Raw genomic sequence first — 25,952 nt, 5'->3', positions numbered from 1 at the left:
TATAAACAACCGGCCTGGATAAGATAAAACCGGCTCAGTTCGGAATCATGCCGTGCGGGTCGATAACGAATTTTTTGGCGGCTCCCTTATCGAAATCCTGGTACCCCTGCGGGGCTTTATCCAGCGTGATCACCTCCACATTGACGGCTTTGGCAATCTGGATTTTGTCGTACAGAATGGCGTTCATCAACTGCCGGTGGTATTTCATCACCGGACACTGGCCCGTGTAGAACGAGTGCGATTTGGCCCAGCCCAAACCGATCCGGATGCTCAGGCTTCCTTCCTTGGCGGCATCGTCTTTCGCGCCGGGGTCGCCGGTTACGTACAGGCCCGGAATGCCGATGGCTCCGCCCGCCCGGGTAACCGTCATGACGGCGTTCAAAACAGTGGCGGGATGTTCTGTTCCGGCTTCCGAACCGTGGCCGCGCGCTTCAAAACCGACGCAATCGACCGCACAATCGACTTCCGGTACGCCCACAATGGCGGCAATCTGCTCCGACAAGGCAACGTCTTTCCGCAGATCGACGGTTTCACAACCGAAGCTTCTGGCCTGTTCCAGCCGCTCGGGAATCATGTCGCCAACAATAACCACAGCCGCGCCCAGCAGGTGGCAGGAAGCCGCACAGGCCAACCCAACCGGACCCGCTCCGGCCACATACACAATGGAACCCGGCCCCACACCCGCCGTAACCGCACCGTGATACCCCGTCGGGAAAATATCGGACAACAAGGTCAGGTCGCGGATTTTGGCCATTGCCTGGTCTTTGTCCGGAAATTTCAGCAGATTAAAATCCGCGTAGGGCACCATCACGTATTCGGCCTGCCCGCCAACCCAGCCGCCCATATCGACGTAACCGTAGGCCGCGCCGGGCCGGGCCGGGTTCACATTCAGGCAAATACCGGTTTGACCGACCTTGCAGTTCCGGCATCGTCCGCAGGCAATGTTGAACGGCACCGACACCAGATCACCGACTTTGATAAACTCCACATCGCGACCGGCTTCGATCACCAGACCGGTAATCTCGTGGCCCAGCACCAGCCCCGCCGGAGCCGTGGTTCGTCCGCGAACCATGTGCTGATCGCTGCCGCAGATGTTGGTCGAAACGATTTGCAGGATGACACCGTGCTCGCATTTGCGGTCGCCTAGCGCCAGTTTGGGATACTCAATGGATTGTACTTCGACCACACCGGGTTTGATGTACGCAACACCGTGGTTTTGACACATATTGTATAAGGGATTTAGGGGTTTACTGGCTAATCGCATCAACACCGGCCTGCGCAACGGTGTGATCATTTTCAACGGTACTGCCCGACACACCAATGGCACCGATGATCTCTCCGGCTCCGTTTTTAATCGGAATTCCACCCGGAAAGGTGATCAACCCACCATTCGAGTGTTCAATGTTGTAAAGTGAACCGCCGGGTTGTGAGAGCTTGCCGATCTCGCCGGTTGGCATATCAAAATACCGTGCTGTCCGTGCTTTTCGCTGCGCAATATCAATGGAACCCAGCCATGCACCGTCCATGTGTACAAACGCCTTCAGGTTAGCGCCAGCGTCCACGACGGCAATGTTCATCAGGGTTCCGATCTCGGCGGCTTTGGCTTTGGCGGCTTTTACAGCCTGTTCTGCCTGTTCTAACGTGATGCTCATGATTTTAAGTTAGGATTAAAACGTGTACGCAATCCGTTTCTGCAAACAAAGCTAGTCAAAGCACCAGGCGGTGAATTTACACTATAATACCAATAAATAATATTATTATCCAAATCCTGTTGTAAACTCAATTCTATCTCCGCAGAAAGCCCTTTCTTTAGCGTATGACAACGAAGCAGGCAAACCTTTGCGGATGCAAACTGGCTCCTATCAATTTATCCGACGCGAAAGAGTTGCATTCTTTGGTGGAGCACCGGCGTGTTTTTAACCTGAACCAGTACGAACTCAATATTTTTGAGACGTATCATCCCTGCTCGGGCGTCGTGCTATCGTACGACGGTCTGGTGATTACCAGCATGATGCGGGGCCGCAAGGTCATGTATCTGTCCGAACGATCAGGCTTTGACTTTCTGCCGGGCGAAACCGTCATTCTGCCCGAAGGCATTTCCATGAAGGTGGATTTTCCGGAAGCCGATCAGAAGCATCCGGTGCAATGTGCCACCATTGCGCTGGACTGGCAGGTGGTTAACCAGACGCTGCATTTTCTCAATGAATACTACCCCAGACACGATGCGCTGGGGGAATGGAAACTGAATTTCAGCCAGTATCATTTTTATAACAACCGGGAGCTGGCTAACGTCATGAACCGGCTCATCAGCATCAGCATGGAAGATGATCCGGCCAAAGATGCGCTGGCCGATCTCACGCTTAAATCGCTCCTGATCCGGGTTATTCAGACGCAGAATATGGCTCCGGTTGAAAACAGCCTGCCGGTCAGCAACCGCTTTGCCGAAGTCCTGGAATACATCCGAGAGCACCTGACCGAGAAAATCGGGATTGACGTGCTATGCCAGAAAGCGTGCATGAGCAAATCCGGCTTTTTCCGGTTGTTTAAAGAAGACTTTGGTTTATCGCCCATGGAATACATCATCCGCGAACGCATCAACCTGGCCAAGCGTCTGCTGACCAATCCGGCTTCTACCGTGACGGAAGTTTGCTATCAGGCCGGTTTCAACAACCTGCACTATTTTTCCAGATTATTCAAGATGCTGGAAGGCACCACCCCCACGTCATACCGGCAATCGGTGGGCTGAACTTGCGGGAAGTGATTTCTAAACTACCGTCCTATTGCGATTCTACTCCGTTTTCAGACTCTTGACCGGGTTCGTTAAAGCCGCCCGGATGCTCTGGAACGATACCGTCAACGTTGCCAGCACCACCGCAAACCCGCCCGCCAGCGCGAACATCCACCATTCCATGCTGACTTTGTATTCAAAATCCTGAAGCCATTTATCCATCACATACCAGGCAACGGGTGCGGCTACCAGCATAGAGATTCCGACCAGTTTCAGGAAGTCTCTCGAAAGCAGTAGCACAATGCCGGATACCGACGCGCCCAGCACTTTCCGAATCCCGATTTCTTTCGTGCGGGCTTCGACCGAAAAGGTGATCAGACCCAGCAAGCCCAGACAGGCCACCAGCAATGTCAAACCCGTAAAACCGTTGAAAAGCCGCAACAATTGCTGTTCTTTCGTATACAGTTTATTATACGCGTCATCCAGGAAATAGTAATCGAAAGGGGCCGTTGGCTTACTCCGATCATAAATTGTTTTCAACTCCCTGAGCGCCTGTTCCACATCAGTATGCGGCTGTAACCGAACCAGCAGGTAACTCCCCCGCTCAACCAGAGCCTTGGCCGTGTCGCTCACCACCTCCAGCCGCAGGGGCGATACCGGGCCGTGCAGGCTACCAATGTGAAAATCAGCCACCACGCCCGCGGTTTCCATACCCTTAAAGGGCGGTCCCTGTGACTGTGGGTTGCCTTTGATGTCGGCGGCTTTCATCACCGCTTCGTTAAATACATTCAGTGGTTCGGTTACCGGTTTTTTCTCCCAGCCCTCGGGTGGATACAACCAGCGAATACCCATCATCCCGAAAAAGTTTTTGTCAACCGTCAGCATCTGCACGATGACCTGCTTTTTGGTTTTCGCGGTATTCATAAACCACATGGAGATATTGTTGGTAAAAATAGCCGCGTTAGAAACCGCTGTATTCTCCGGCCCGGCCCATTGCCGCACGTCGTCGCGTAACGCCGGAAACTGGCTTACCATTTCGGCATCTACGGCCAGTGCCACCACCTGCGCCCGGTTAATTCCCAGATTTTTCGTCCGTAAAAACCGCATCTGCGTATACAATACAATGCTGCAAATCAGTAAGCCAATTGAAGTGGCAAACTGAACGGTGGTAAATACCCGTCGAACCGTAGCCCCGCTTCGCCCCGAACTCATGGTTCCCTTCAGCACCTCCTGCGGTCTGAATCTGGATAACAGCAAAGCTGGATAGCTCCCCGCCAGCAGCGAACAGCCCAGCCACAACACCAGCATCAGCATCCAATAGGCCCCCTGCTGCAATACCCGGTTGTCCATGTGCAGATCCAGCGCCTGATTGGCCCACGGAAAAAGCGCCTGCAAAACGCCCAGCGACAGAATAAAAGCGAGTGTGGTGGTCAGAAATGATTCGGTGAAAAACTGACCGATCAGTTCGTTGCGCAGTCCGCCCACGGCTTTCCGGACGCCCACCTCGCGGGCGCGTTTGGTAGCGCGGGCGGTGGTCAGACTGATGTAATTGATCACGGCCAGCACCAGAATGACCAGCGCAACCGTCAGAAAAATGTAGAGGGTTTGCCGGGCATTTTTCGGGGCCATCTGGCTGTCGAGGTGCAGCGAAGGCAGCGGCTCCAGGATGTACCGCGATGTTATATCCTTGAATACAAGACTAGTAACTACCTTTTTCAATTTCCTTTCAACCAAACGCACATCGGCATCCGGACGAAGTACCAGATAAGTGGTCAGAAAGCCGCCAGCCTTATACATATTCTGCCTGACGGGCCCCAGGGTTGGCATGGAACTCAGCGACACCAGCGCCCGGAATTGAAGCACCGAGTTCGTAGGCAGTTCTTCCAGCACTCCCGAAACCGTTAGCGGGTACTGTTTGTCGTACTGGATTGTACGCCCGACGGGGTTATTCGGGCCAAAATACTTCTCGGCCAGCACCCGGGTCAACACAATCCGGCCCGGTTCACTCAGGGCGGTTTTGGCATCGCCCCAACGCAACCGAATCCCCATCACTGAAAGAATCGAGGCATCCGCAAAACCTATTTTCTCCTCTTTAAACCGAGGGTTTCCATCAGGCTGTAGCACCACTTCCGCCAATCCTTCTGACACCCGCACGGCGGTTTCTACTTCCGGAATCTGTCGTTTTGCTTCCGTGCCAAAAGCTTCGTGTAGGCCCGGAATGGAAACATCTTCACCTCCGTAATTCACTACCGACAGGATTCGATACGTCCGGTCGGCGAAGGGATGGTGCCGGTCGTAGTGAAACTCGTGCCAGACGTACAGGGCAATGAACGTGCTGACGGCTAGCCCGACGGTTAATCCCAGGATATTCATGAAGCTGAACAAGGCGTTGGTTCGCAGTTGGCGAAAGGCAATTTTGAGGTAGTTCGTTAGCATGAGCCTTATTCGGTTTTTAGTGATTTGACCGGATTCATCAGGGCCGCCTTAACGCTCTGAAACGATACCGTCAGGAAAGCAATACCGACGGCCAGGAGTGCCGCCACGAGAAACACCCACCAGGCTACGTCAATGCGGTAGGCAAACCCCTCCAGCCAGCGGTTCATGGCCCACCAGGCCACCGGCGACGCCAGCACAATGGCAATCAGCACCAGTTTCAGAAAGTCTTTGGAAAGCAGCAGCACGATGTTGGAAACCGACGCACCCAGCACCTTCCGAACACCGATCTCTTTGGTCCGCTGCGCCGTCGTATAGGCCGACAAACCAAACAGCCCCAGACAAGCCAGCAGAATCGACAGAAAGGCAAACACACTGAAAATCTGCCCGGTACGGGTTTCCAGCGAATACAGCCGGTTAAATTCCTCATCCAGAAACTCGTACGCGAAGGGCAGGGAAGGCACGATGGTTTTCCACTTTTGTTCCAGAAACTGAAGCGTATGCGGCAACCGGCTTCCCGACAACTTCACCAGCACCACATTCCCGCCGTCTTCCGGAAACAGCACCAACGGCGTGATTTTCTGCTTCATGGACGCAAAATGAAAATCTTCCACCACCGCCCCTACGACACCGGGCCGCCCATTTCCCATATCCATCTTCTGGCCGATGGCTTCCCGGGGCGATTTCCAGCCGAGTTCTTTCACCGCCGATTCATTCAGTATAAAATGAAAATGCCGCAGGCTATCGCTGCCCGGAACCGTGGCCCGCTCCAGATCCCCGGCCGTCAGGTCACGACCCGCAACAATCCGCAGGTTCATGGTTTTGGCAAAATCCTCATCGACGGGCAGCGCCGTCACCGATTTGTACTGATTTTCGGCTTTATCAGACCGGCGCATACTATACCCCCCTTCGATGAACGTCGGCGATTCGTAAGCGCGGGCCACCTGTTGCACGTCGGCATGCTGCTTAAACTCCGATTTCAGGGCCCGGATTTTTTCGTTTACCTGCCCATCCGCCGGCAACACAAGCACGTGCTCCTTGTCATAGCCCAGTTTTTTATCCTGAATAAAGGCCAACTGATTGCGAACCAGCAACGTACAAACGATCAGAAAAGCCGTAACAGCAAACTGAAACACAATCAGCGCCCGGCGAAACTGTCCGGCTCCGGCGACTTTCAGGTGGCCCGTCAAAGCGCGAACCGGCTCAAACCGCGCCAGCACCAGGGCCGGATAACCACCCGCTACCAGACTAACCAGCAAACCGATACCCAGCAAACCCAGCAGATGACCCGGCTGCATCAGCATCTCAAACGAAAATTGCCGGTCGGACAACTCATTGAAAAGCGGCAGGGTGAGGTAGACCATCAGCAGACTCAGGGCCAAAGCCGTAAACGTCACCAGCACCGACTCACCCATGAACTGCCCGAACAATTGCCTTCGCAACGCACCCATCACCTTCCGCACACCGACTTCCTGCGCCCGTTCAACGGCTCTGGACGTTGCCAGATTGATGTAATTGACGCAGGCAATGATCAGAATCAAAACCGCTACCGAACCAAAAATGTAGATGTAAAGCCGATCGCCGTTGGGTTCAAAACTGCCTTCCGTGTCTGAATACAGGTGTACGCTCCGCAAGGGTTCGAGCAGGTAGGTCAGGTAATTGCCCGCACTCATCTGGCCCGGACCGAACTGCGTTTTCATGAAGCCCGGAATCTTGACCTGTAAAGAAGCAATCGACTCGGGTTTCCGAAGCAGCAGGTAGGTGGCGTAATTGGCCGAAAACCACTGCTCGATTTTCGAAGCCGACAGCGTGCTGAATGACGCCAGCACATCGTATTTGATCTGCGAATTGGCCGGACTGTCTCCCACAATACCGGTGACGGTATAGTCCTGATCACCCCAGCCGGTATTGATCCGCACGGTTTTTCCAACCGGGTTCTGATTTCCAAAATATTTCCGGGCCGTCGATTCCGACAAAACCGTCTTGTTCGGACCAGCCAGCGCGGTTTTCGGATTACCCACTTTCAACGGAAACGAAAAGATAGCAAACAAGGTCGAATCAGCATACACCACCCGTTTTTCCAGAAACTTCCGGTCGGCGTAACTGACGACAGCGGGCCGGTTTTCGAGCCGAACCCCCAACTCCACTTCCGGAAACCGTCGGCTGAACTCCGGTGCCACCTTCGTTCCGGTCTGCTGTACCCGGTTTACCTGGCCTTCCATGCTGTATTCCATCACCACGCGCACAATCCGGTCGGCGTTCGGGTGGAAATTATCGTAGCTCAGTTCGTGCGAAATATAGATGTACAGCAGCAGGCAGGATGCCAGCCCGACCGCCAGCCCCACCACATTGATTCCCGTAAAAACCGGGTTTCTCCGCAGGTTTCGAAAAGCGATTTTGAAATAATTTCGTAGCATTGATAAAAGGGTTTAGGAACTCATTTTCTGATCTGTACACGGCTTTCGTCACAAGCTGGTTTTATTCGCCCCGCAACACATCCGCCGGTTTGATTCGGGTAGCCCTTGCGGTTTGCGACAGTACGGTTAGGCCCCCCACCAGTACCACCAGACCAAAACCAATCAGCAGATTGACCGGCCCCAGATCAACCCCGGAAGCCATGCGGTCGCGCAGGAGTTTCCCGCAGAACCAGCCCGCCGGTAAACCAAAAAGACCCGCCCACAGGAGCAGTTTGATAAACGTTTTTGAGAGCGTCCAGATCACCTCGCCCGGGCCAGCGCCCAGCGTCCGCCGAATACCAATTTCGCGCGTCCGGACCTCCACCGCATACGCCGAGATACCCAGAATACCCAGACAGGCCACCAGCATGACGAGGCCGCAGAAGAACCCGAAAAACTGATTTACCGTCCCAAATCCTTTCTCAAAGTCCTCCTTCACTTTTTCGTCATAGCGGTATACTTCGGGCAGACGGTTGGGCACGCGCTCCTGCCAGATCCGGCGGCTGGCTTCCAGAACGGCAGACTCGCTGCCGGGCTCGGTTTGCAGGGCCAGCAACGTAGCCTGAGCTGGTTTGTACCGGAAAACCGTGGGCTGGATGGGCGACAACGGGGCATCAGGCTCGGCCAGTACGCCCGCAATCTGCACATCGGCGGAGTCGATCCGGATGCGTTGCCCGATGGCGGTTTCGGGCTTATTTCCCGGCAGTTGCCGCGCCAGTTGCTCGTTGACCAGCACGTATTGCTCCCGCGTGGGCGAGAGGTTTGACGGCAGGTTGCGACCCGCCCGCATGGTAAGCCCAAAAACCGGAACGTAATGCTCATCAATCACTTTGGAAACCACGGTTCGGGAAGATGCTCCTTCCACACGCAGCGTGCCGGGAATCGTCGCCGGGTAAATGGCTACCTGACTGGCAGCTGTAACGCGCCGGACCTGACTTAGTTGCTCCAATTGCGGTTTGAGCGTTGCCACCGACTCACCCCGGAGCGTCAAAAGCACTACGTTGGTGGGTAATACGCTTCGGAGCTGATCGCTGGTATGCACACCGACATCGCGCAGGATCACCAGAAAAACCATCAGCATGGTCGTAACCGCAAACTGAATTACGATGAGCACCCGGTAAAAGCCGACCTGCCGGAACAACCGAACCGTTTGCAGATTACGCAGTACCTGAACGGGTTGAAAACGGGCCAGCAAGCCCGCCGGAACCGCTCCGGCCACCAGACCAGTCAGCAATGCATACCCAAAAAGCCAGCCCGTTAATTGCGCATCGGGCCAGAATGCGCGGGCTTTGGATTCGGGCAACCAACCCGAGTTGACCACCGTGTACCAGAGAGTCAGACCCACCAGCAGCGCAACCAACGCAATAACCGTCGATTCGGTCAGGAACTGGCCCACAATCTGCCTCCCCAGTGCCCCGCTGGCTTTCCGAATGCCCACTTCTTTCGCCCGCGTGAGCGACCGGGCCAGCGAAAGGCTGGTGTAGTTGAAAGCCGCCAGCAGGGTAAGCGTTGCGATCAGAAATAAACTTTGGCTGATGCCCGCCCAGTTTATACCCGCGTGCCGGTCGTTCTGAATTGCCGGGTTCCAGGGTGTAATATCTTCAATGGGTTGTGCCGAAAAAGACAGCGCCGGACCAGGTTCTGCCGATTTTGATTTCTGATTAATCCGGCTTACGAGTTGATGAAAAGCCGGCGCATTGTCAGCGGCTCTTAGCAGGGCATACGTAGCCGTTGTTTTGTACTCCGTCCACTGCTCCGACAGCACAGGGATTCGGCCCGCTTTTTCCAGACTCCGGGCGGCTTGCAGCGAGAAAACGGCTTCCACGGGCAGGTGCGTACGCAAAGGCGGCTCCTGCATGATACCCGCTACTGTAAACCGGCCCAGGCCATCAAACAATACCGTTTGCCCCACCGCGTGCTGTTCCCCAAAAAGCCGGAGCGCAACGGACTGACTCAGTAAAACCGTCTGCGGGGATTGTAAAGCCGTGCTGGCGTTGCCAACGGTCAGCGAAAACCCAAATACATGGAAAAACGAAGGTTCCGTAAAAACCGTGTTGATTTCTAATTCGCCCTGATCGGTCAGTACCCGGACGGTTCCGCCCTGCCGCACCTGCACGACCTCTTCGACCATGCTCATCTGCCGGATGGAGGCCGCAATGGGCTGTGGGGCCGTAGCCCAGCGGGTTCGGCCTTCGGAGGTGGTGGCATCCGTCAGCACCCGAAACGTACGATCCAGGTACGGATGAAAATGATCGGTATCCAGATTTGCTTTCAGGCTGGTGAGCATCCCGATTCCGACGGCCATGCTGAGCGATAACCCAATGATGTTGACCAGCGAAAACAGCTTGTTGCGCCAGAGGCTACGAAGGGCAATTTTCAGGTAGTTTTGTAGCATAGTCAATTCGTGTCTTTCATCCGCGTACTCCTGGTTCAAGACTATTCATTTTTTAACGAATTCACCGGATTCATCAACGCGGCTTTGATGCTTTGAAAACTGACCGTGATAAAGGCCACCACCACCGCACCGATCCCCGCAATGGCAAATACCGACCACCCCAGGTCAATTTTGTAGGCAAAATCCTGTAGCCAGCTGCTCATGGCATACCACGCAACCGGCGATGCGATCAGGATGGAAATGATCACTAGTTTCAGAAAATCTTTGGAAAGCAGCGCAACAATGCTGCCCACGCTCGCACCCAGCACTTTTCGGACTCCGATTTCTTTGGTCCGTTTTTCGGCGGTGAACTTGGTTAGCGCGAACAAACCCAGGCAAGCGATGAAAATGGCTAATCCGGCAAACACGCCAAACAGGGCCGACAGTTGCTGCTCGGTTTTGTATTGGCGGTTAAAATCTTCATCCAGAAAATAATAGTCGAAATCATAGCCGGGAAACCGCTTTTGCCAGAACCGTTCTACCTCCGCAACGGTTGTGCGCACATCACCCGCCCCTAGCCGGAGCGATAAATAGCGATACGTATAAGCCGGGGTGATAAACGTCAAAACCGGTTTTATTTTTTGCTGTAAACCGTGCTGGTGAAAGTCGGCTATAACACCCACCACCCGACCATCGTCGAGTCCCGCTGACTGGATCCGTTTGCCAATGGCTTCGTCGGGTTTCCAGCCGATCGCTTTGCAGGCGGCTTCGTTGAGCAGCACACCGTGCCCTGCATCCGTCGAAAAGCGTTTAGAATAGTCGCGCCCGCTGCGAATCGTAAGGCCCAGCGTTTTGACATAATCATGATCAACCGGGATCACTTCCATCGACAACGGCTGATCGGACGGCCGACCTTCAGGATAAACGATCTGGCCGTTCCAGCCGTCGCGCCCCGGCAAAGCCGACACGCCCGATACCGACTTGATAGTGGGCAGAGCCGCCACCTGCTGCTTCAGGCTTTCGTAGTTCTGAATAAAATCCAGCCGTGGTAATTTGCGCAATTCCACCGTAAGCACCCGTTCTTTATTAAATCCCAGGCTCTGGCTTTGCATAAACCGCAATTGCCGGACTACTACCAGTGTACTGATAATGAGGACCAGCGAGATACCGAATTGAAAAACCACCAATCCGCGACGCAATCCAGCCCCTTTGGTCGTGACAACCTGTCCCTTCATGGTATCGACCGGACGGAAACGCGCCAGCAGTAAGGCCGGATACCATCCCGCCAGCAGGCCCGTCAGCAATAAAAAACCAACACCCATCAAAACCGTACCGGGTTGGGTCAGCATAGACAGCGGAATGGTCTTTCCCGTGAATTCATTCAGAAAGGGTAAGGTCCCCAGCAGCAGGACCACCGCCAGCATTCCGGCCAGAAACGCCAGCAGGATCGATTCGCCGAGAAATTGAAGCACCAATGCCATATAGCCCGCTCCAATGGCTTTCCGAACCCCTACCTCTTTCGCCCGCTCTCCCTGATGGGCCGTGGTCAGGTTCACGAAGTTGATGATCGCCAGCAACAGGAGAAATAAACCGATTGCCCCCAGCCATTGCAGTTGTTTCGCACTACCGGTTGCGCGATTAGCCCCACCCGGGTCCGGAATCCCGGTCGAATTAAGGTAAATCGAGGACATTGCTTCCAGCGATTGCGTTATATAAATACCATTATTGCGGTATTCTTCCGCATTGTATTTCATCGGCAGGGCCGAAATTTTCTGTTCAGCTACGGCCCGATTGGCCTTTTCGGGAAGCAGCACATAACAGAATTCATCCCAGGTAAACCATTGCCCTTCAGACGTATTGCCAACCGCATAGAATGTCGGCATCGACAGCAGTAGCTGAAAGGAAAGGTGGGAAGGCTGCGGTTCGGCCAGAACGCCCGTGACTTTAAACGGAAGGGTGTCGCTCAGCATCAAAGTTTTACCAAGTGCCGGGCCGTCGCCGAAATACTTACGGGCTGTGCTCTCTGTCAACACTAGGGTATACGGTTCGCGCAGGGCGGTTTTCGGATCTCCTTCGAGCAGCGGAAACGTAAACGTGGTCAGGAAATCCTCCCCCACATACAACTCCTGGTCGTAGAAATACCGGTTGTTATGTTTGATCGGAAAGTTCGCCCAATGAATCGGCACCACCGCTTCAACTTCAGGAACCTCCTGCCGGATGGCTTGCGTCAGCGGCCGCCCAACGGTATTGGCTGCCCGTTCGGTTTCGCCTTTGGTGACGGTATTGGTTACCACCCGGTAAATACGATGCCCCTTTTCGTGAAACCGGTCCACCCGCCATTCGTTGAAAATATACAGCGCAATCAGACCACAGGTTGCCAGCCCTACACTAAGGCCCACGATGTTGGTCAGGCTGTAAACCTTGTTTCTGAACAGCACCCGAACGGTTATTTTCCAGTAGTTGAATAGCATATTTTTGGGAGCAAAGAGTTAAGAATTGATGACGAATTCTTTTTATTCTGGCGGAGCCAACTCACCATTCTTACCTCATCGTTCTAAACTGACTATTCAGAGCGCAGCGACCGCACCGGATTCATCAGGGCCGCCCGGATGCTTTGGAACGATACCGTCAGAAAGGCGATCAAAACCGCTCCGGCTCCCACCAGCGCAAACACCCACCACTCCACGTCGATGCGGTAGCTGAACGCGCTCAGCCAACGGTCCATCGCGTACCAGGCAATCGGTGTAGCAATGAGCAACGCGGCCAACACGAGTTTGAGGAAATCTTTTGCCAGCAGTGCCACAATACCGGCTACCGACGCGCCCAACACTTTCCGAACGCCAATCTCTTTGGTTCGGCGTTCTATCACGAACGACGCCAGCCCCCACAATCCCAGGCAGCAAATGACCAGGGCCAGCCCCGCAAACACGCGCAGGAGCGTAAACTGCCGCTGCTCGTTTTCGTATAATGCCTGCAAACTCTGATCGAGAAATTTTGCTTCGAACAGCGCGTTCGGGAAAATCTTTTTCCAGCTTTTTTCAATGGCCGCCAGCGTACCGACATAATCGCTCGTTCGCAGCTTTATACCCGCCGAATAGTAAAGGGAGGGAAAATTCATCATCACCATTGCCCGCATCGGCTCCCGCAGGGAACTGGTGTGAAAATTCCGGACGACGCCAATGATTTCGCCTTCAATATCATACAGACCCGCCCGAATTTTGCGACCCAGTGCCTGTTCCGGCTTCGATAGGCCGAGCGCCTTGACGGTATTTTCATTGACAACGTACAGAAACCTCCGCTCGGCTTGCGGAATCGTGTTCGCAATGGCCAGCGTGTCACGATGTTCGAAAAACCGCCCCGCCAACAACCTGAGTCCGTACGTCCGGAGGTAATCGGCATCCGCAAGTTTAAGCGAAATACCTACTTTTTCATCTGGATTGGCCGGTTCGATCTGGATGGACGTATCGAAATTGTTGTTTGACGTTGGTGCTCCGATGGCAAACGAAAGTTGCTCGACGCCCGGAATCTGCCGCAGCGACTGGCCCAGCTCCTGCAAGCCTTTTGCTTCGGGCAATCCGACCTCCACGATGGCTTCCTGATCAAAACCGAGGTCTTTGTCGCGGAAGAAGTTCATCTGGCGGTATACAACCATGACGCCTACGGCCAGCACGAGTGATATCGTAAACTGAAAAATCACTAACCCCTGCCGCAACCAGGCCATACTGCCCCGCCCCGGCTCGGCCGCCGTTTTCAGCACCCGGATGGGCTGGAACCGCGCCAGAAAGAATGACGGATACAAACCCGCCAACAAGCCCGTCAACAGGGCCAGGACCGTTAATAAAACGATTGATTCACCCCAGACAAAGGCAATCTGTTTCTGCATAAAGTCGTTGACCAGCGGCATAACCTGATACGTCAGCAGCAATGCCAGCACCGCCGAAAAAGCCGTTACCCAAAAAGCTTCACTCAAAAATTGAGCAACCAGCTGGTTCTGTGTTGCCCCGATCACTTTCCGAACACCCACCTCCCGGGCGCGGATCATGGCGCGGGCGGTCGACATATTGATAAAATTGACGCAGGCAATCAGCAGCACGAACAACCCAACAATTCCAAATACATAGAGGTACGTTGGCGAAATGGCGGGCGTCAGAATCGTTCCGTCAAAAGCCGGGCTGAAATGAATAGCGCGCAGGGGTTGCATGACCAGTTCGGAAGTCTCCCCGGCCCGCTGAGGAAAGTACTTCTTTGCTGCCTGACGTAGCCGGTTTGCGTATTCTTCGGGCAAATGGCCTTCGGGTAACACGGCATAGACACTACCGCCCGATCGCAGGCCCCATTGTTCGATTCCAAACTGGAAATAGGTTTTCATCGACGAAAACGAGACCAGCATACTGGCGGGCAGATTCGATTGTACCGGCACATCCTGCATAAGACCTTTCACTACCACCGTCAGATCATTGCCCAGGCGAAGCGTTTTACCAATAGGTAAATCCGTACCGAAGTATTTTCGGGCGGTACTTTCATTCAAAATCACCTGATTAGGCTGGCTTAAGATAGCCGAACCATCACCGGTCAGTAGGTTAAAATCGAATATATCCAGCAGTTCCGGCTCGGCAAAAACCACCTTGTCCTCCTTGAAAAGCTTTGTTGGAGAGACAACAACGGTCAGGTCCTCCTCCGCGTGAATCCGGGCTATTTTCGGCCAGTCGGAAAAATCCGTTCGCAGCGCCGGGGCTAATGGATACGGCGTAACACCCCCCTGTTCCACGTTGCCCCCGGACGTCCGCGTCATCCCGATGCGGTAAATTCGGTCCTTTTTCGTGTGGTAATCGTCGTAGCTGAGTTCGTTGCGGATAAACAGCCCGATCAGAAGGCAGGTTGCCAGCCCCAACGTCAGCCCCACAACGTTAATACCGGTTGTAGTGGGGTATTTGACCAGATTCCGCCAGGCTATTTTCAGATAATTACGTAGCATTTGAGAAGGTTTAAAGCAATGGAGGAAAACGAGATAGAGATTGATATGCTACTTACTCTACTCCGTTTTTAAACTTTTTACCGGATTCATCAACGCGGCTTTGATGCTCTGGAAACTGACGGTAATGAATGCGATTAGCAGGGCCAGCGCACCGGCGACAAGGAACACCCACCACGGAATGGCAATTTTGTAGGCAAAATCCTGGAGCCACTCATTCATGGCCCACCACGCAATCGGTGAGGCAATCAGGATGGCGACAATGACCAGTTTCAGAAAATCTTTGGAAAGCAGCAAGACAATGTTAGCCACCGACGCGCCCAGCACTTTGCGCACGCCGATCTCCTTCGTCCGCTGCTGGGCCGCGAAAGCCGCCAGCCCGAACAGCCCCAGGCACGAAATCAGGATAGAGATGGCCGTGAAATAGCCCACAATCCGCGAAGTCCGGGCCTCGGCCTGGTAGTTTTTCTGAAAATCTTCGTTCAGAAACGAGTATTCAAACGGTTCGTCGGACCGTAGCGATTTCCATTTCTGTTCCAGAAAACCCAGCACCTGCTCCATATTGGCCGTGTTGACATGCACAATGATGTAGTTGTAATTGGGCCGATTGTTCAGCATAAACCCGTAGGGTTCAATGGTCTGGTGCAGGTTTTCGTAGTGAAAATCTTTCAGCACGCCCACAATTTCGTACTGATGCGTCTGGCCCTGCCAGTCGAAGTTCAGCTTCTGGCCAATGGCTTTCTGAAGCGGTATCTGCAACTTCCGTAGCGTCACTTCGTTGACCACCATGCGGTTGGCCGTATCGCCGGGAAACTGACGCGAAAACAACCGCCCGGCTACCAGCTGGAAACCCATCGTTTGCAGAAAATCGTAATCGACCCAGTTGGTTTTGATACTCTGGGCGTTGGCCACGCTCTGCTCGGGTTTATACAACATAAAGTCGCTGGCATTGACAATGCCCGGATAATACTGCGTTCCGGCAGCCGACGCCACCTGATTGTTGCGCAGGATTTCGTTGCGGTAAGTCGTATAAATACCGCGGGATTCGCTGCTGCGGAGCGGAATGGCAATCTGCTGATCCTGCGTGAAACCCAGCGACTTATTCCGTAGAAACCGCATCTGTTCCTGAATGACAAACGTGGCCAGGACCAGCCCGACCGAGATGACAAACTGAAACACCACCAGCCCGCGACGCAGGGCCGTAGCCGACAGCATGTTGGTAACCTTGCCGCTGCTGGTCCCCGCCTTCAGCACCTGTGCCGGATTGAACAGCGACAGATAGAGCGCCGGGTAACTACCGGCCAGCAGCCCCGTCAGCATGGCTAAACCCAGAAAGGCCAGAATGATTCGCAGTTCGAAAAGCTCGGACAGGTGCAACGTCTTATCGGTCAACTGGTTGAACACCGGCAGGAGAAGCGCAACCATTCCCAGGGCTATAAACAGGGCCAGCAACGCCAGCACCATCGACTCGCCCAGAAACTGCCCGATCAAAGCGCCCCGTTCGGCGCCCATGACCTTCCGGATGCCCACCTCAGCCGCGCGTTTGGCCGAGCGGGCCGTCGAGAGGTTCATGAAGTTGATACAGGCAATCAAGAGTGTAAACAGCGCAATCGACGCCAGAATATACAGGTAGGTTGTGGTGTTGGTGGGGGTGACCACGGTTTTGAAATCGTGGTAAAGATGCAGGTCCGGCACCGGAGCCAGGAACAGCCGTTTATTGAACCCTACCATTTTCAGGTCGTTGCGGGCGTACTTTTCCACAAACGCGGGCAGTTTCTTTTCCAACTGTTGCACGTCGGTTCCGGGGCGTAACCGCAGGTAGGTCGTAAACATATTGTTGCTGGCGAAATCCAGCCTTTCATTCCGCAGAAAGTTGCCGACCCAACCGGAGTAAAGCGGCAAAAAAAACCGCGCGTCGATGTGCGAACGGGCGCTTTCGTCGCGGTAAACACCCGTTACCTTAAAATCTTCTCCTCCCCCCATCGTGCCGCTGATGCGAATCAGTTTGTTCAGCGCCGGAGTATCGCCAAACAGCTTATACGCCATGTCTTCCGACAGGACCACCGAGTTCCGGTCTACCAGCGCGGTGCGGGCGCTGCCTTCGGTAAACTCGTACGAAAACAGGTCGAAGAAGGTAGAGTCCACCTGGTAGCCTCTGGTTTCATAAAACGATTTCAGCGCCTTGCCTCCTTCCCGCACCTGCAACAGCGCCTTCCCGTCGATCATGTTGACCCAGAGCCGGGTTGCCTGTTCAATTTCCGGAAATTCGGATTTTAGCGCAAACGCGTAGGGAGCCGATATGGAGGGCCACATCTCTCCTTTGCCCTGCCCAACGCGCGACTCCTGCCCCAGCAGGTATAGTTCACGGGCATGCTGGTGGTGCTTGTCGAATGACATCTCACTCCGGACATAGAGCAGCAGCAGCAGGCAGCACGTCATCCCGACCGACAGCCCCAGGATGTTGATAGCTGAGAACGACTTGCTTCTCAGCAGATTGCGGATGGCAATTTTCAGATAATTCCTCAGCATACATTGGAGAGTTAGGAGTTATGAGTGAAGAATTAAGAGTTGGCTGACGCATTATTCATTTCTAATTCTTCACTCATAATTCAGCATTCCGAATTCTTTATTCCGAGCGCAGCGAGCGAACCGGGTTCATCAGGGCGGCCCGGATGCTCTGAAAACTCACGGTTGCGAACGCAATCAGGATGGCCAGCAAACCCGCCAGCGCAAACACCCACCAGTCCAGGTCAATTTTATAGGCAAACTCCGTTAACCACTGGCTCATCATCCACCACGCGATGGGTGAAGCAATGACAATTCCAATCACTACCAGTTTCAGAAAGTCTTTCGAGAGCAGGGCCACAATGCCCGTCACCGACGCGCCCAGCACCTTGCGGATACCGATTTCTTTCGTCCGCTGCTGAGCCGTGAAGGTAGCCAGCCCGAATAAACCCAGGCAGGAAACCAAGATTGTGATGCCCGCAAAGAAGTTGAACAACTGACCCGTCCGCTGCTCCGATTTATACATTTCGTTGTACTGCACATCCATAAACTGGTATTCGAATGGATAATCCGGGCTGTACTGCTTCCAGAGCTTTTCGGCTGCGGCCACGGCTTTGGGAGCATCGAGGCCGGTGGTTTTGATGTAAATCCGGCTTAAGTTGTTGTTAGGACGGTAGTAAAAAACCGCCGGTTCCACTTTCTGGCGCAGGGAGGCAAAATGAAAATCCTTGATGACGCCAATGATGATGCCTTTGGTCTGCCCCAACGTAAAGCTTTTGCCAATCGGTTTTTTGATCCCGGCCTTTTTCACGGCGGTTTCGTTCAGGATGTAGTGCATCGAATCGGCGGGCGAGCCGGTAAACGTTTCACCGTACGCCATCTTCAGCCCGAAAGACGAAATAAAGTCTTTTTCCACCTGCATCCGACTGACAATGAACATGCTATTTTTAGGCTTCCCCTCCCAGTCCGTATCGCCGGTGCTGTTGCCGATACTCAGCAGATTGTTGTTGGAAGCCGTTACACCCCGCACACTTGGCTGACGCAGCAACTCGGTTTTTACCGCATCATAATGCTTCGCCATTTCTCCGGTCATCCAGAACGCAAAGGTGTTGTCACGGTCGTAGCCTAAATTACGTTCCCGCAAAAACCGCAATTGGTTGCCGATGATGAGCGTCCCCACGATCAACGCCGTTGAGAAAGCAAACTGGACGATGACCAGCGTTTGCCGGAATGTTACACCTTTACCACCCGTCGCCATTTTGCCGCGCAACACCTTCAGCGGCTCAAACGACGACAGGACCACCGCCGGATAGATTCCCGCAACCGCCAGCGTGAACGCCAGCGCCCCAACCAGCACCAGCCAGACCTGCGGATCGAGCAGCGAAAAAGGCTGTGACTTGCCCGCCAGCTCCTGATAGGTCGATTCCAGCCCTTTGAGCAGGGCTATTGCTCCCACCAGAGCCATCACGAAAATCAGCAGCGACTCCGCCAGAAACTGACCAATCAGGTGTTCACGGCCCGCGCCGACGACTTTCCGAACGCTCACCTCCCTGGCCCGTTGCGTGGCCCGCGCCGTCGCCAGATTCACGTAATTGATGCAGCCAATGGCCAGCAGAACAAGGGCGACAATACCCATCATTTTAACTTCCTGCATGGCTCCCGGCGTACCGTCGGGCCGGTAGAGGTGAATGTCTTTCAGCGGTTGCAGGCGGTATACCGTCACCTGGTCATACTGATTGCTGGCGTGATGAACGTCGGTCAGCGTTTTGGCAATTTTGTCCAGATCGGCTTTTGGATCAACGCGGACAAACGTTCTGGCGTACCAGTTACCCCAATCTGAGTCCATTGACTTCCAGTAATCGTTCGGCTGATAGGCTTTGGCGACAAGTTCCAGCGGAAATAGCATATTACCCCGGATGCTGGAGTTGTCCGGAAAATCCCGCATAATCCCGCTGACGACATAGTTCTGCTTCTTGGAAACGGAATACAGCACTTTCCCGACGGCATCCGTTTGCCCGAAATACCGTACTGCCGCCGATTCCGTCAGGATAACCGACTGCAAGTCCGGGAACGGCCGCGCCCGGTTTCCCTTGATGAATTCAAAATTGAAAAAGGTAAAAAATGCCGGATCGACGTACATCGCTCGTTCTTCCACGAGCGTTTTATCCTGCACTTTGAAAGGCGACATATCGTAACTATCCACAACCCGCACGGCATCCTCCACATTCGGCATGTTTTTCCGGGCATAGGCCGCTACCGGAGCGACAATCTGCCCCGAAAACTGCTGCGACTCGCTCGATCCGAAGCTGCCGTTAATGCGGTAAATCCGGTCGCTGTGGGTGTGAAAACGGTCAAAGCTAAGTTCGTCTTTCACCCACCAGAGCAGTAGAATACCGATGCCCAGCGCCACGGCCAGCCCGCCAATGTTAATGGCCGAATAGCCTTTGCTGTTGAGAAGACCGCGCCAGGCAGTTTTGAAGTAGTTACGTAGCATAGTTGTTGTCGGACCGGTTGGCGGAAGGGTTTAGATAATTTTATTCCGTTCTTAAACTCTTCACTGGATTGGTTAAAGCCGCTTTGATGGACTGGAAGGAAACCGTTAGAAACGCGATGGCAATGGCCAGTACGCCCGCCAGCACCAGAATCCACCACTCGACGTTAATTCGGTACGCGAAATCCCGCAACCAAGTATCCATCGCCCACCAGGCCACCGGAGACGCCAGAATAACGGCTATTAAAACCAGTTTTAAAAAGTCTTTGGACAGCAGCAGAACAATGCTGGGCACCGACGCTCCCAGTACTTTGCGCACCCCAATTTCCTTGGTTCGTTGGACCGTTGTGTACGAAGTCAGGCCAAACAATCCCAGACAGGCAATGAAAATAGCCAGTCCCGAAAAGTAGAGAAACAGCTTCCCAAACCGTTCTTCAGCCCGGTATTGCTTATCGAATGCCTGATCGAGAAAGTAATAATCGAAAGGCCGCTGCGGCACGGCGGTTTTCCAGAAGCGCTCCAACGCCCGGATGGTTTTTGTTACATCGACACCTTTGACTTTCAGGGAAAAAAGCGAAAAGTCACTGGGTTCGATGCGCAGCGTGAGCGGCTCGATTCTCTCCCGCAACGAACTGGTATGAAAGTCCTTGACGACACCAATGATCTGCCCTTTTCGGCCCCATTGCGAAAACCGTTTGCCAATAATCTGATCGGGTGAATGGTAGCCCAACGCCCGGGCCGCGGCTTCGTTGATGACCAGCGCCTGGGTTGAGTCGGTTGAAAATTTCGGTGAGAAAACCCGTCCGGCAACCACCTTCACGCCGTATTGCGGCAGGAAATCAAAATCGACGGAATACAGCCCCATGTTGGCCGCCTGCATCTCGCCCATCGTGTTCTCAATCTCGGTATAGGCACCCAGACTACCGCCACCGGGCAGGTGTGACGAAACGGCCACAGCCTGCACACCGGGCAGGGTCGCCATCTGGTTTCGAAGTGCCCGCTGGTTTTTCAGCATGTAATCCCGGTCGGGCAGGCTCACCACCAGCGTCTGATCTTTCTGGAAACCCAGTTGCTGGTTGCGCATAAAATTCAACTGACGATAAGCCACCAGCGTCCCGATCGTCAACGAAACCGAAATCATGAACTGCACGACGACCAGGGTACGGCGGAGTAAAATACCCTGTGAACTGCTTACGAAACGCCCCTTGAGAACCGCAATCGGCTTGAAGCTGGACAACACCAGCGCCGGATAAATCCCGGCGAAACCACCCACCAAAGCCGCTAAACCCAGCAGCGTAAGCCAGTAGGTTCCGTCGGTAAACAGACTGTGGCTGATGATTTTACCCGACAGGGTATTGAAAGCCGGTAGTAACAATTCGCACAGAATACCGGCCAGGATAAACGCAATAAAGCTTAGCAGAACGGATTCACTCAGAAACTGTCCCGTCAACTGGCTACGAACTGCGCCGACAACCTTGCGGACACCCACCTCCTTGGCCCGTTCCGACGACCGGGCAATGACAAGATTCATGAAGTTGATGCAGGCAATCAGCAGAATAAAACCGGCCACAATCGAGAAAACATAGATGTTCGTTAGACTACCGCCTTCGGTTCCCTGTGTATGCCGGGGTGAGCGCAGGTACACATCGGTGAGCGGCTCCAGCAAGAGGGTAAACTGCATTTTGTTTTGTTTCATGAACGATCCCGCCCGGCGTTCCAGCAAATCCGGCAGTCGGGATGTTACTACTGCGGCATTCGTATGTTCTTTCAGCAAGAGATAGGTAATAGGGCCAAAATTCCCCCACTGCTCATCAATACCGGGCGCAAACGTTCTGGTCAGCGTTGCCATGGAAACGAGGATGTCGAATTTGACATGGGAATTATCCGGCACATCGGCCACCACCCCGGTAACAGTTGCGCTGTTCTGCCCGTCGAGCATCAGGGCTTTTCCAATGGGATCTTCGTTACCAAAATATTTTAAAGCCGCTTTTTCGGTCAGCACCACGCTAAACGGAGCCACCAGCGCCGTCTGCGGATTGCCTTTGAGCAACGGAAAGGAAAAGACCTGGAAGAAAGCCGAGTCGGCATACAACAGGCGGTCTTCCTGAAATTTGTGTTCCCCCCGCTGCACCAGCATGCCCCGGTTCAGCAACCGAACGGCCTGTTCAACTTCCGGCAATCCGGTTTTGACGGCATTCGCCATGGCAAAGGCCGTAGATTCCGTGTTAATGGTTTCGGTTGGCGTTTTAATGTCCGTAACGAGCCGGTAAACCCGACTGGCCTTTTGGTGAAACTGGTCATAGCTCAACTCATGCCGCACGTACAGACTAATCAGCAGGCAGGCCGTCACCCCGACCGTTAGCCCTAAGACGTTAATGGCCGAGAATCCCCAGTTGCGCAGCAGGTTCCGCCAGGCGATTTTCAAGTAGTTCGTTAGCATGTTGTTGTTAGTTATAAGTGAAGCTTGTGGTTACGTCGGCCAACACATCATTTCTTAATTCCTCATTCCGAACGAAGTGAGGTTACCGGATTGGTTAAAGCGGCTTTGATGCTTTGGAAGCTGACCGTTGCCAATGCGATCAGGATGGCCAGCAAACCCGCCAGCGCAAACACCCACCACTCAATCGTGATCTTGAATGCGTATTCTTCCAGCCACTGCGCCATCATCCACCAGGCCACCGGCGTAGCAATGACAATGGCGACCAACACCAGCTTCAGGAAGTCTTTCGAGAGCAGGGCCACAATGCTGCCCACACTCGCACCGAGCACTTTCCGGACCCCGATTTCCTTGGTCCGCTGCGCCATCATCATCACCGCAATGGCAAACAGTCCCATGCAGGAGAGCAGAATAGCAATCACAGCCGCGCTGATAAACATCTTCGACATTCGCTCCTCCGACTGGTATTGCCGGTTGGTGTTTTCGTCCAGAAAACTGCCCTGAAACTCCGACGTGGGCGCCACCTCTTCCCAGGCTTTCTTCAGCGTAGCCATCGTTGCCGGAACATTATTTGGAGCGATTTTAACCAGAATATAAGCAATGGGCCAGTCGTGGCTGATCAGCAGGGTATTCGGCTGGATGGTCTTCTTCAGTGACTCGTGGTGGTAGTCTTTTACCACCCCGATCACCTGCATCGGCGGAGCGTTCTCGTCTACGTTCAACAAGGTTCCCACCGGGTTTTTCTCGCCCAGTTGTTTGGCCATCGTTTCGTTGATGATGACGCTGGTGGTGGTATCTGTTGCGTACTGACGGGAGAAATCCCGACCAGCCAGCAGCTTGATGTCCAGCGTTTTCAGGTAATCATAATCGACGGGTTGCCAGTGCGAACGAACCGTACGGTTTTTGTGATCAAATCCAACAATGGATATAAAGGTTGAGCCATCGAGGCCCCGGCCAAAGTTCTTGTATGCCCCCGTAACACTCAATACATTCGATTGTTGAACGAGTTTGTCGCGGAACAGATTCAGCGCCTGCCGACCGTTGATCCGGTCGCCCACCGGGATGCTGACCACCTGGCTTTCGTTGTAGCCCAGCGGCATATTTCGTAAAAAGGTTACCTGTTGCCACGCAATCATGGTGCAGCCAATCAGGAACGTCGCGATGGCAAACTGAACGATGAGCAGGGTGTTCCGGACGGCGCCGGTTTTGCCCAGTGAGACTTTGCCTTTCAGAATTTGGGTGGTGTTCAGCCGCGAGACGAACAAGGCCGGATACCCCCCGGCAACGAAGGTGATGAACACAAAAACCGCTGTCATTGAAAGCAGCAGGCCGGGCGTAAACACGTCGTCGAAGGAGGTTTGGCTCCGGAAAATCGCGTTAAACTGACTAAGCAGCGATACGGCGAGCAGCCCGCCCAATACCAGCGCGATCAGACACAGAATGAAGGCTTCTCCCCAGAACTGGAGTACCAGTTGCTGCTTTAGCGCCCCCAGCACCTTCCGCATTCCAACCTCGCGGGAGCGGGTCATGGAGCGGGCCGTTGACAGATTGATGAAATTAATGCAGGCAATCAGCACGATAAAACCGGCAACAACCAGCAGCAGAATTGGATAAGACCGTTTAATGGGCGAATTGTTGCCCCCGCCAATTTCCGTATCGAAATGCAGATCGCGGAACGGTAACAGCCGCAAACTGGTCAGATCCCCGTTTTCGTCGGGTTGTCCGCCATCGCGCTTCAGGTTTAAAATCGAATTGGCGTAATACTTTGCGACAAACGGCCGGAGTCGCTGTTTCAGAGCCGCTTCGGTTGCTTTCGGATCGACCTGGACGTAAACCGTATGGAATTGATTATCCCACTGATCTTTATTGGGCTGATACTCCGGATAGGCTTCAAACCGGGCCAGAATGTCGAATCTGATGCTGGAATTTTCGGGGGCGTCGGCAATGACGCCCGACACGACAAACGGTTTCCAGACCTCTTCCTGACGCAGCAACAGCGTCTTGCCAATGGGGTCGGTTTTTCCAAAAAGGGCTTCGGCCGTCTTTTCGCTGATGACGACATTGCTCAGGCTGTTCAAAGCCGTTGCCGGGTTGCCTTTCCGTATCGGAAACGAAAACATGGCAAAGAAATCCGGATCAACATACTGAATGTTCTTGTCGAACTCCTGATTACGGTATTGAACCAGTCGGCCCCCGCTGACAATCCGGGTAGCATGTTTGATTTCCGGCAATTCCTTCCGAAGCGCAGGGGTCAGCGGAGCGGGCATTGCCCCCGACTTGTTGGTGGGTCCGGATTGTTCGTACACCATGTACAACTGGTCGCGGTTCACCTGAAAATCATCAAAGGACAATTGGTTCCAGGCCGTCAGAAACAGCAAAAGGCAGCTCGCAAAAGCTACCGACATGCCAATGACGTTGACCAGCGCAAACGTTTTGTGTTTCCACAGGTTACGCAGCGCAATTTTAAGGTAGTTAAGAAGCATGGAGAGAAAATGAAGAAATACGATTAACCAGCCAGTGCCCGGACGTATTCAATCAGGGATCGCTTTGAAAGGCGGCAAGCTGATCGCTGCCCTTCTTTGCTTTTCGGCGCATATTGCTTTGCTTTCTGATGCACCGAAAACAGGTTGTGTGGGTGGCCCATCGCCGAAGCCGACAAACGCCCAAAACAAACCAGCACTAAGAACAGGATCAGCTTTTTCATAAGTAATTTTAATCTTGAACTGTGATTACGCGGATTAAAGGGATGAACCGGAGTCCATTCACTGCGAAGCTTTCCCTTACTCCCCTGATCGGCGTAACCCCAGGTCAGAACGGGTATTATACGTGGAAATTCTCCGTCACAATCTTGCCGTCAAACAGGTTGACAATCCGGTGGGCAAATCCCGCATCGTAGGGTGAGTGCGTCACCATGATGATCGTTGTGCCTTCGGTGTTTAACTGGTTCAGCAGTTTCATTACCTCTTCACCGTTGGTCGAGTCGAGGTTACCGGTCGGCTCATCGGCCAGGATCATCTTGGGTTTGGCAACCACCGCCCGGGCAATGGCCGTCCGTTGCTGCTGACCACCCGACAGTTGCTGCGGGAAGTGATTCCGCCGGTGCATGATGTTCATCCGCTCCAGCACTTCCTCAACGGCTTTTTTACGTTCGTCGGCGGGGGTTTTCAGGTACAGCAGGGGGAGTTCAACGTTCTCGTAAACCGTTAGTTCGTCGATCAGGTTAAAGCTCTGGAACACAAAGCCGATGGAACCTTTCCGCAACTGCGCCCGCTGACGTTCCGACATCTTCGACACCTCCGTGCCGTAGAAGAAGTACTCGCCCTCCGAGGGGTTGTCGAGCAGGCCAAGGATATTCAGCAGCGTAGACTTTCCGCAGCCCGACGGGCCCATCATGGCCACAAATTCGCCATCCTTAACATCCATTGAAATACCGTGCAGGGCGGTGGTTTCGACTTCTTCTGTCGCGAAAACTTTTTGTAGGTTTACAGTCCGTATCATGTTTTATGACTAGTTTCTGGTTTTACTCGGTTTACCTCCGCGCCACTCTGATGCTCTC

The 25,952-nt window shown here is 53.8% G+C and carries 14 protein-coding genes; 1 reads left to right on the top strand and 13 read right to left on the bottom strand.

Going from position 1 to position 25,952, the window contains the following annotated elements; genetic code table 11:
- Positions 1-34 precede the first annotated feature (34 nt).
- Together fdhA and LX87_RS04560 are read right to left on the bottom strand one after the other, a co-directional pair.
- The gene (gene fdhA / locus LX87_RS04565; protein WP_111626963.1) at positions 35-1,225 is read right to left on the bottom strand and encodes a formaldehyde dehydrogenase, glutathione-independent; all 1,191 of its coding nucleotides are present in this window, start codon (positions 1,223-1,225) and stop codon (positions 35-37) included.
- A 22-nt stretch (positions 1,226-1,247) separates the two neighbouring features.
- Positions 1,248-1,652 (bottom strand): GlcG/HbpS family heme-binding protein, encoded by a 405-nt coding sequence (locus LX87_RS04560; protein WP_111626962.1) that lies wholly within the window; start codon positions 1,650-1,652, stop codon positions 1,248-1,250.
- A gap of 164 nt (positions 1,653-1,816) precedes the next feature.
- Here LX87_RS04560 and LX87_RS04555 point away from each other — a divergent pair, with 164 nt between their 5' ends.
- The gene (locus LX87_RS04555) at positions 1,817-2,746 is read left to right on the top strand and encodes an AraC family transcriptional regulator (protein ID WP_111626961.1); all 930 of its coding nucleotides are present in this window, start codon (positions 1,817-1,819) and stop codon (positions 2,744-2,746) included.
- Positions 2,747-2,788: 42 nt separating this feature from the next.
- Here LX87_RS04555 and LX87_RS04550 read toward each other — a convergent pair whose 3' ends face one another.
- The 11 genes from LX87_RS04550 to LX87_RS04500 all read right to left on the bottom strand — a co-directional run bounded on the left by LX87_RS04550 (position 2,789) and on the right by LX87_RS04500 (position 25,894).
- A complete protein-coding gene (locus LX87_RS04550; RefSeq protein ID WP_111626960.1) occupies positions 2,789-5,164 on the bottom strand; it encodes an ABC transporter permease in 2,376 nt (791 codons plus the stop codon).
- A gap of 5 nt (positions 5,165-5,169) precedes the next feature.
- On the bottom strand, positions 5,170-7,578 hold the full coding sequence (locus tag LX87_RS04545; RefSeq protein ID WP_111626959.1) for an ABC transporter permease: 2,409 nt from the start codon (positions 7,576-7,578) through the stop codon (positions 5,170-5,172).
- Positions 7,579-7,639: 61 nt separating this feature from the next.
- Positions 7,640-10,012 carry an ABC transporter permease gene (locus LX87_RS04540; protein WP_111626958.1) on the bottom strand — a complete coding sequence of 791 codons (2,373 nt, stop codon included), beginning with the start codon at positions 10,010-10,012 and terminating at the stop codon, positions 7,640-7,642.
- Positions 10,013-10,053: 41 nt separating this feature from the next.
- Positions 10,054-12,462 (bottom strand): ABC transporter permease, encoded by a 2,409-nt coding sequence (locus LX87_RS04535; protein WP_111626957.1) that lies wholly within the window; start codon positions 12,460-12,462, stop codon positions 10,054-10,056.
- Positions 12,463-12,554: 92 nt separating this feature from the next.
- Positions 12,555-14,966, bottom strand: coding sequence for an ABC transporter permease (locus tag LX87_RS04530; protein WP_111626956.1), 2,412 nt, complete (start codon positions 14,964-14,966; stop codon positions 12,555-12,557).
- A 57-nt stretch (positions 14,967-15,023) separates the two neighbouring features.
- Positions 15,024-17,492 (bottom strand): ABC transporter permease, encoded by a 2,469-nt coding sequence (locus LX87_RS04525; RefSeq protein ID WP_111626955.1) that lies wholly within the window; start codon positions 17,490-17,492, stop codon positions 15,024-15,026.
- Positions 17,493-17,589: 97 nt separating this feature from the next.
- Positions 17,590-19,962, bottom strand: coding sequence for an ABC transporter permease (locus LX87_RS04520; RefSeq protein WP_111626954.1), 2,373 nt, complete (start codon positions 19,960-19,962; stop codon positions 17,590-17,592).
- A gap of 40 nt (positions 19,963-20,002) precedes the next feature.
- Entirely contained in the window at positions 20,003-22,399 is a 2,397-nt protein-coding gene (locus tag LX87_RS04515) for an ABC transporter permease (RefSeq protein ID WP_111626953.1), read from the bottom strand.
- Positions 22,400-22,461: 62 nt separating this feature from the next.
- The gene (locus tag LX87_RS04510; RefSeq protein ID WP_111626952.1) at positions 22,462-24,879 is read right to left on the bottom strand and encodes an ABC transporter permease; all 2,418 of its coding nucleotides are present in this window, start codon (positions 24,877-24,879) and stop codon (positions 22,462-22,464) included.
- 23 nt (positions 24,880-24,902) lie between these two features.
- Complete coding sequence (locus LX87_RS04505) at positions 24,903-25,100, bottom strand: hypothetical protein (RefSeq protein ID WP_111626951.1); 198 nt, start codon at positions 25,098-25,100, stop codon at positions 24,903-24,905.
- 116 nt (positions 25,101-25,216) lie between these two features.
- Entirely contained in the window at positions 25,217-25,894 is a 678-nt protein-coding gene (locus tag LX87_RS04500) for an ABC transporter ATP-binding protein (protein WP_111626950.1), read from the bottom strand.
- Between the last annotated feature and the right edge of the window lie 58 nt (positions 25,895-25,952).

This window comes from Larkinella arboricola, from assembly GCF_003259745.1.
In the GTDB taxonomy this organism is placed as follows: Bacteria; Bacteroidota; Bacteroidia; order Cytophagales; family Spirosomataceae; genus Larkinella; species Larkinella arboricola.
The sequence above is the reverse complement of the archived record's forward strand: the minus strand, read 5'-3'. Positions and strand labels throughout refer to the sequence as shown.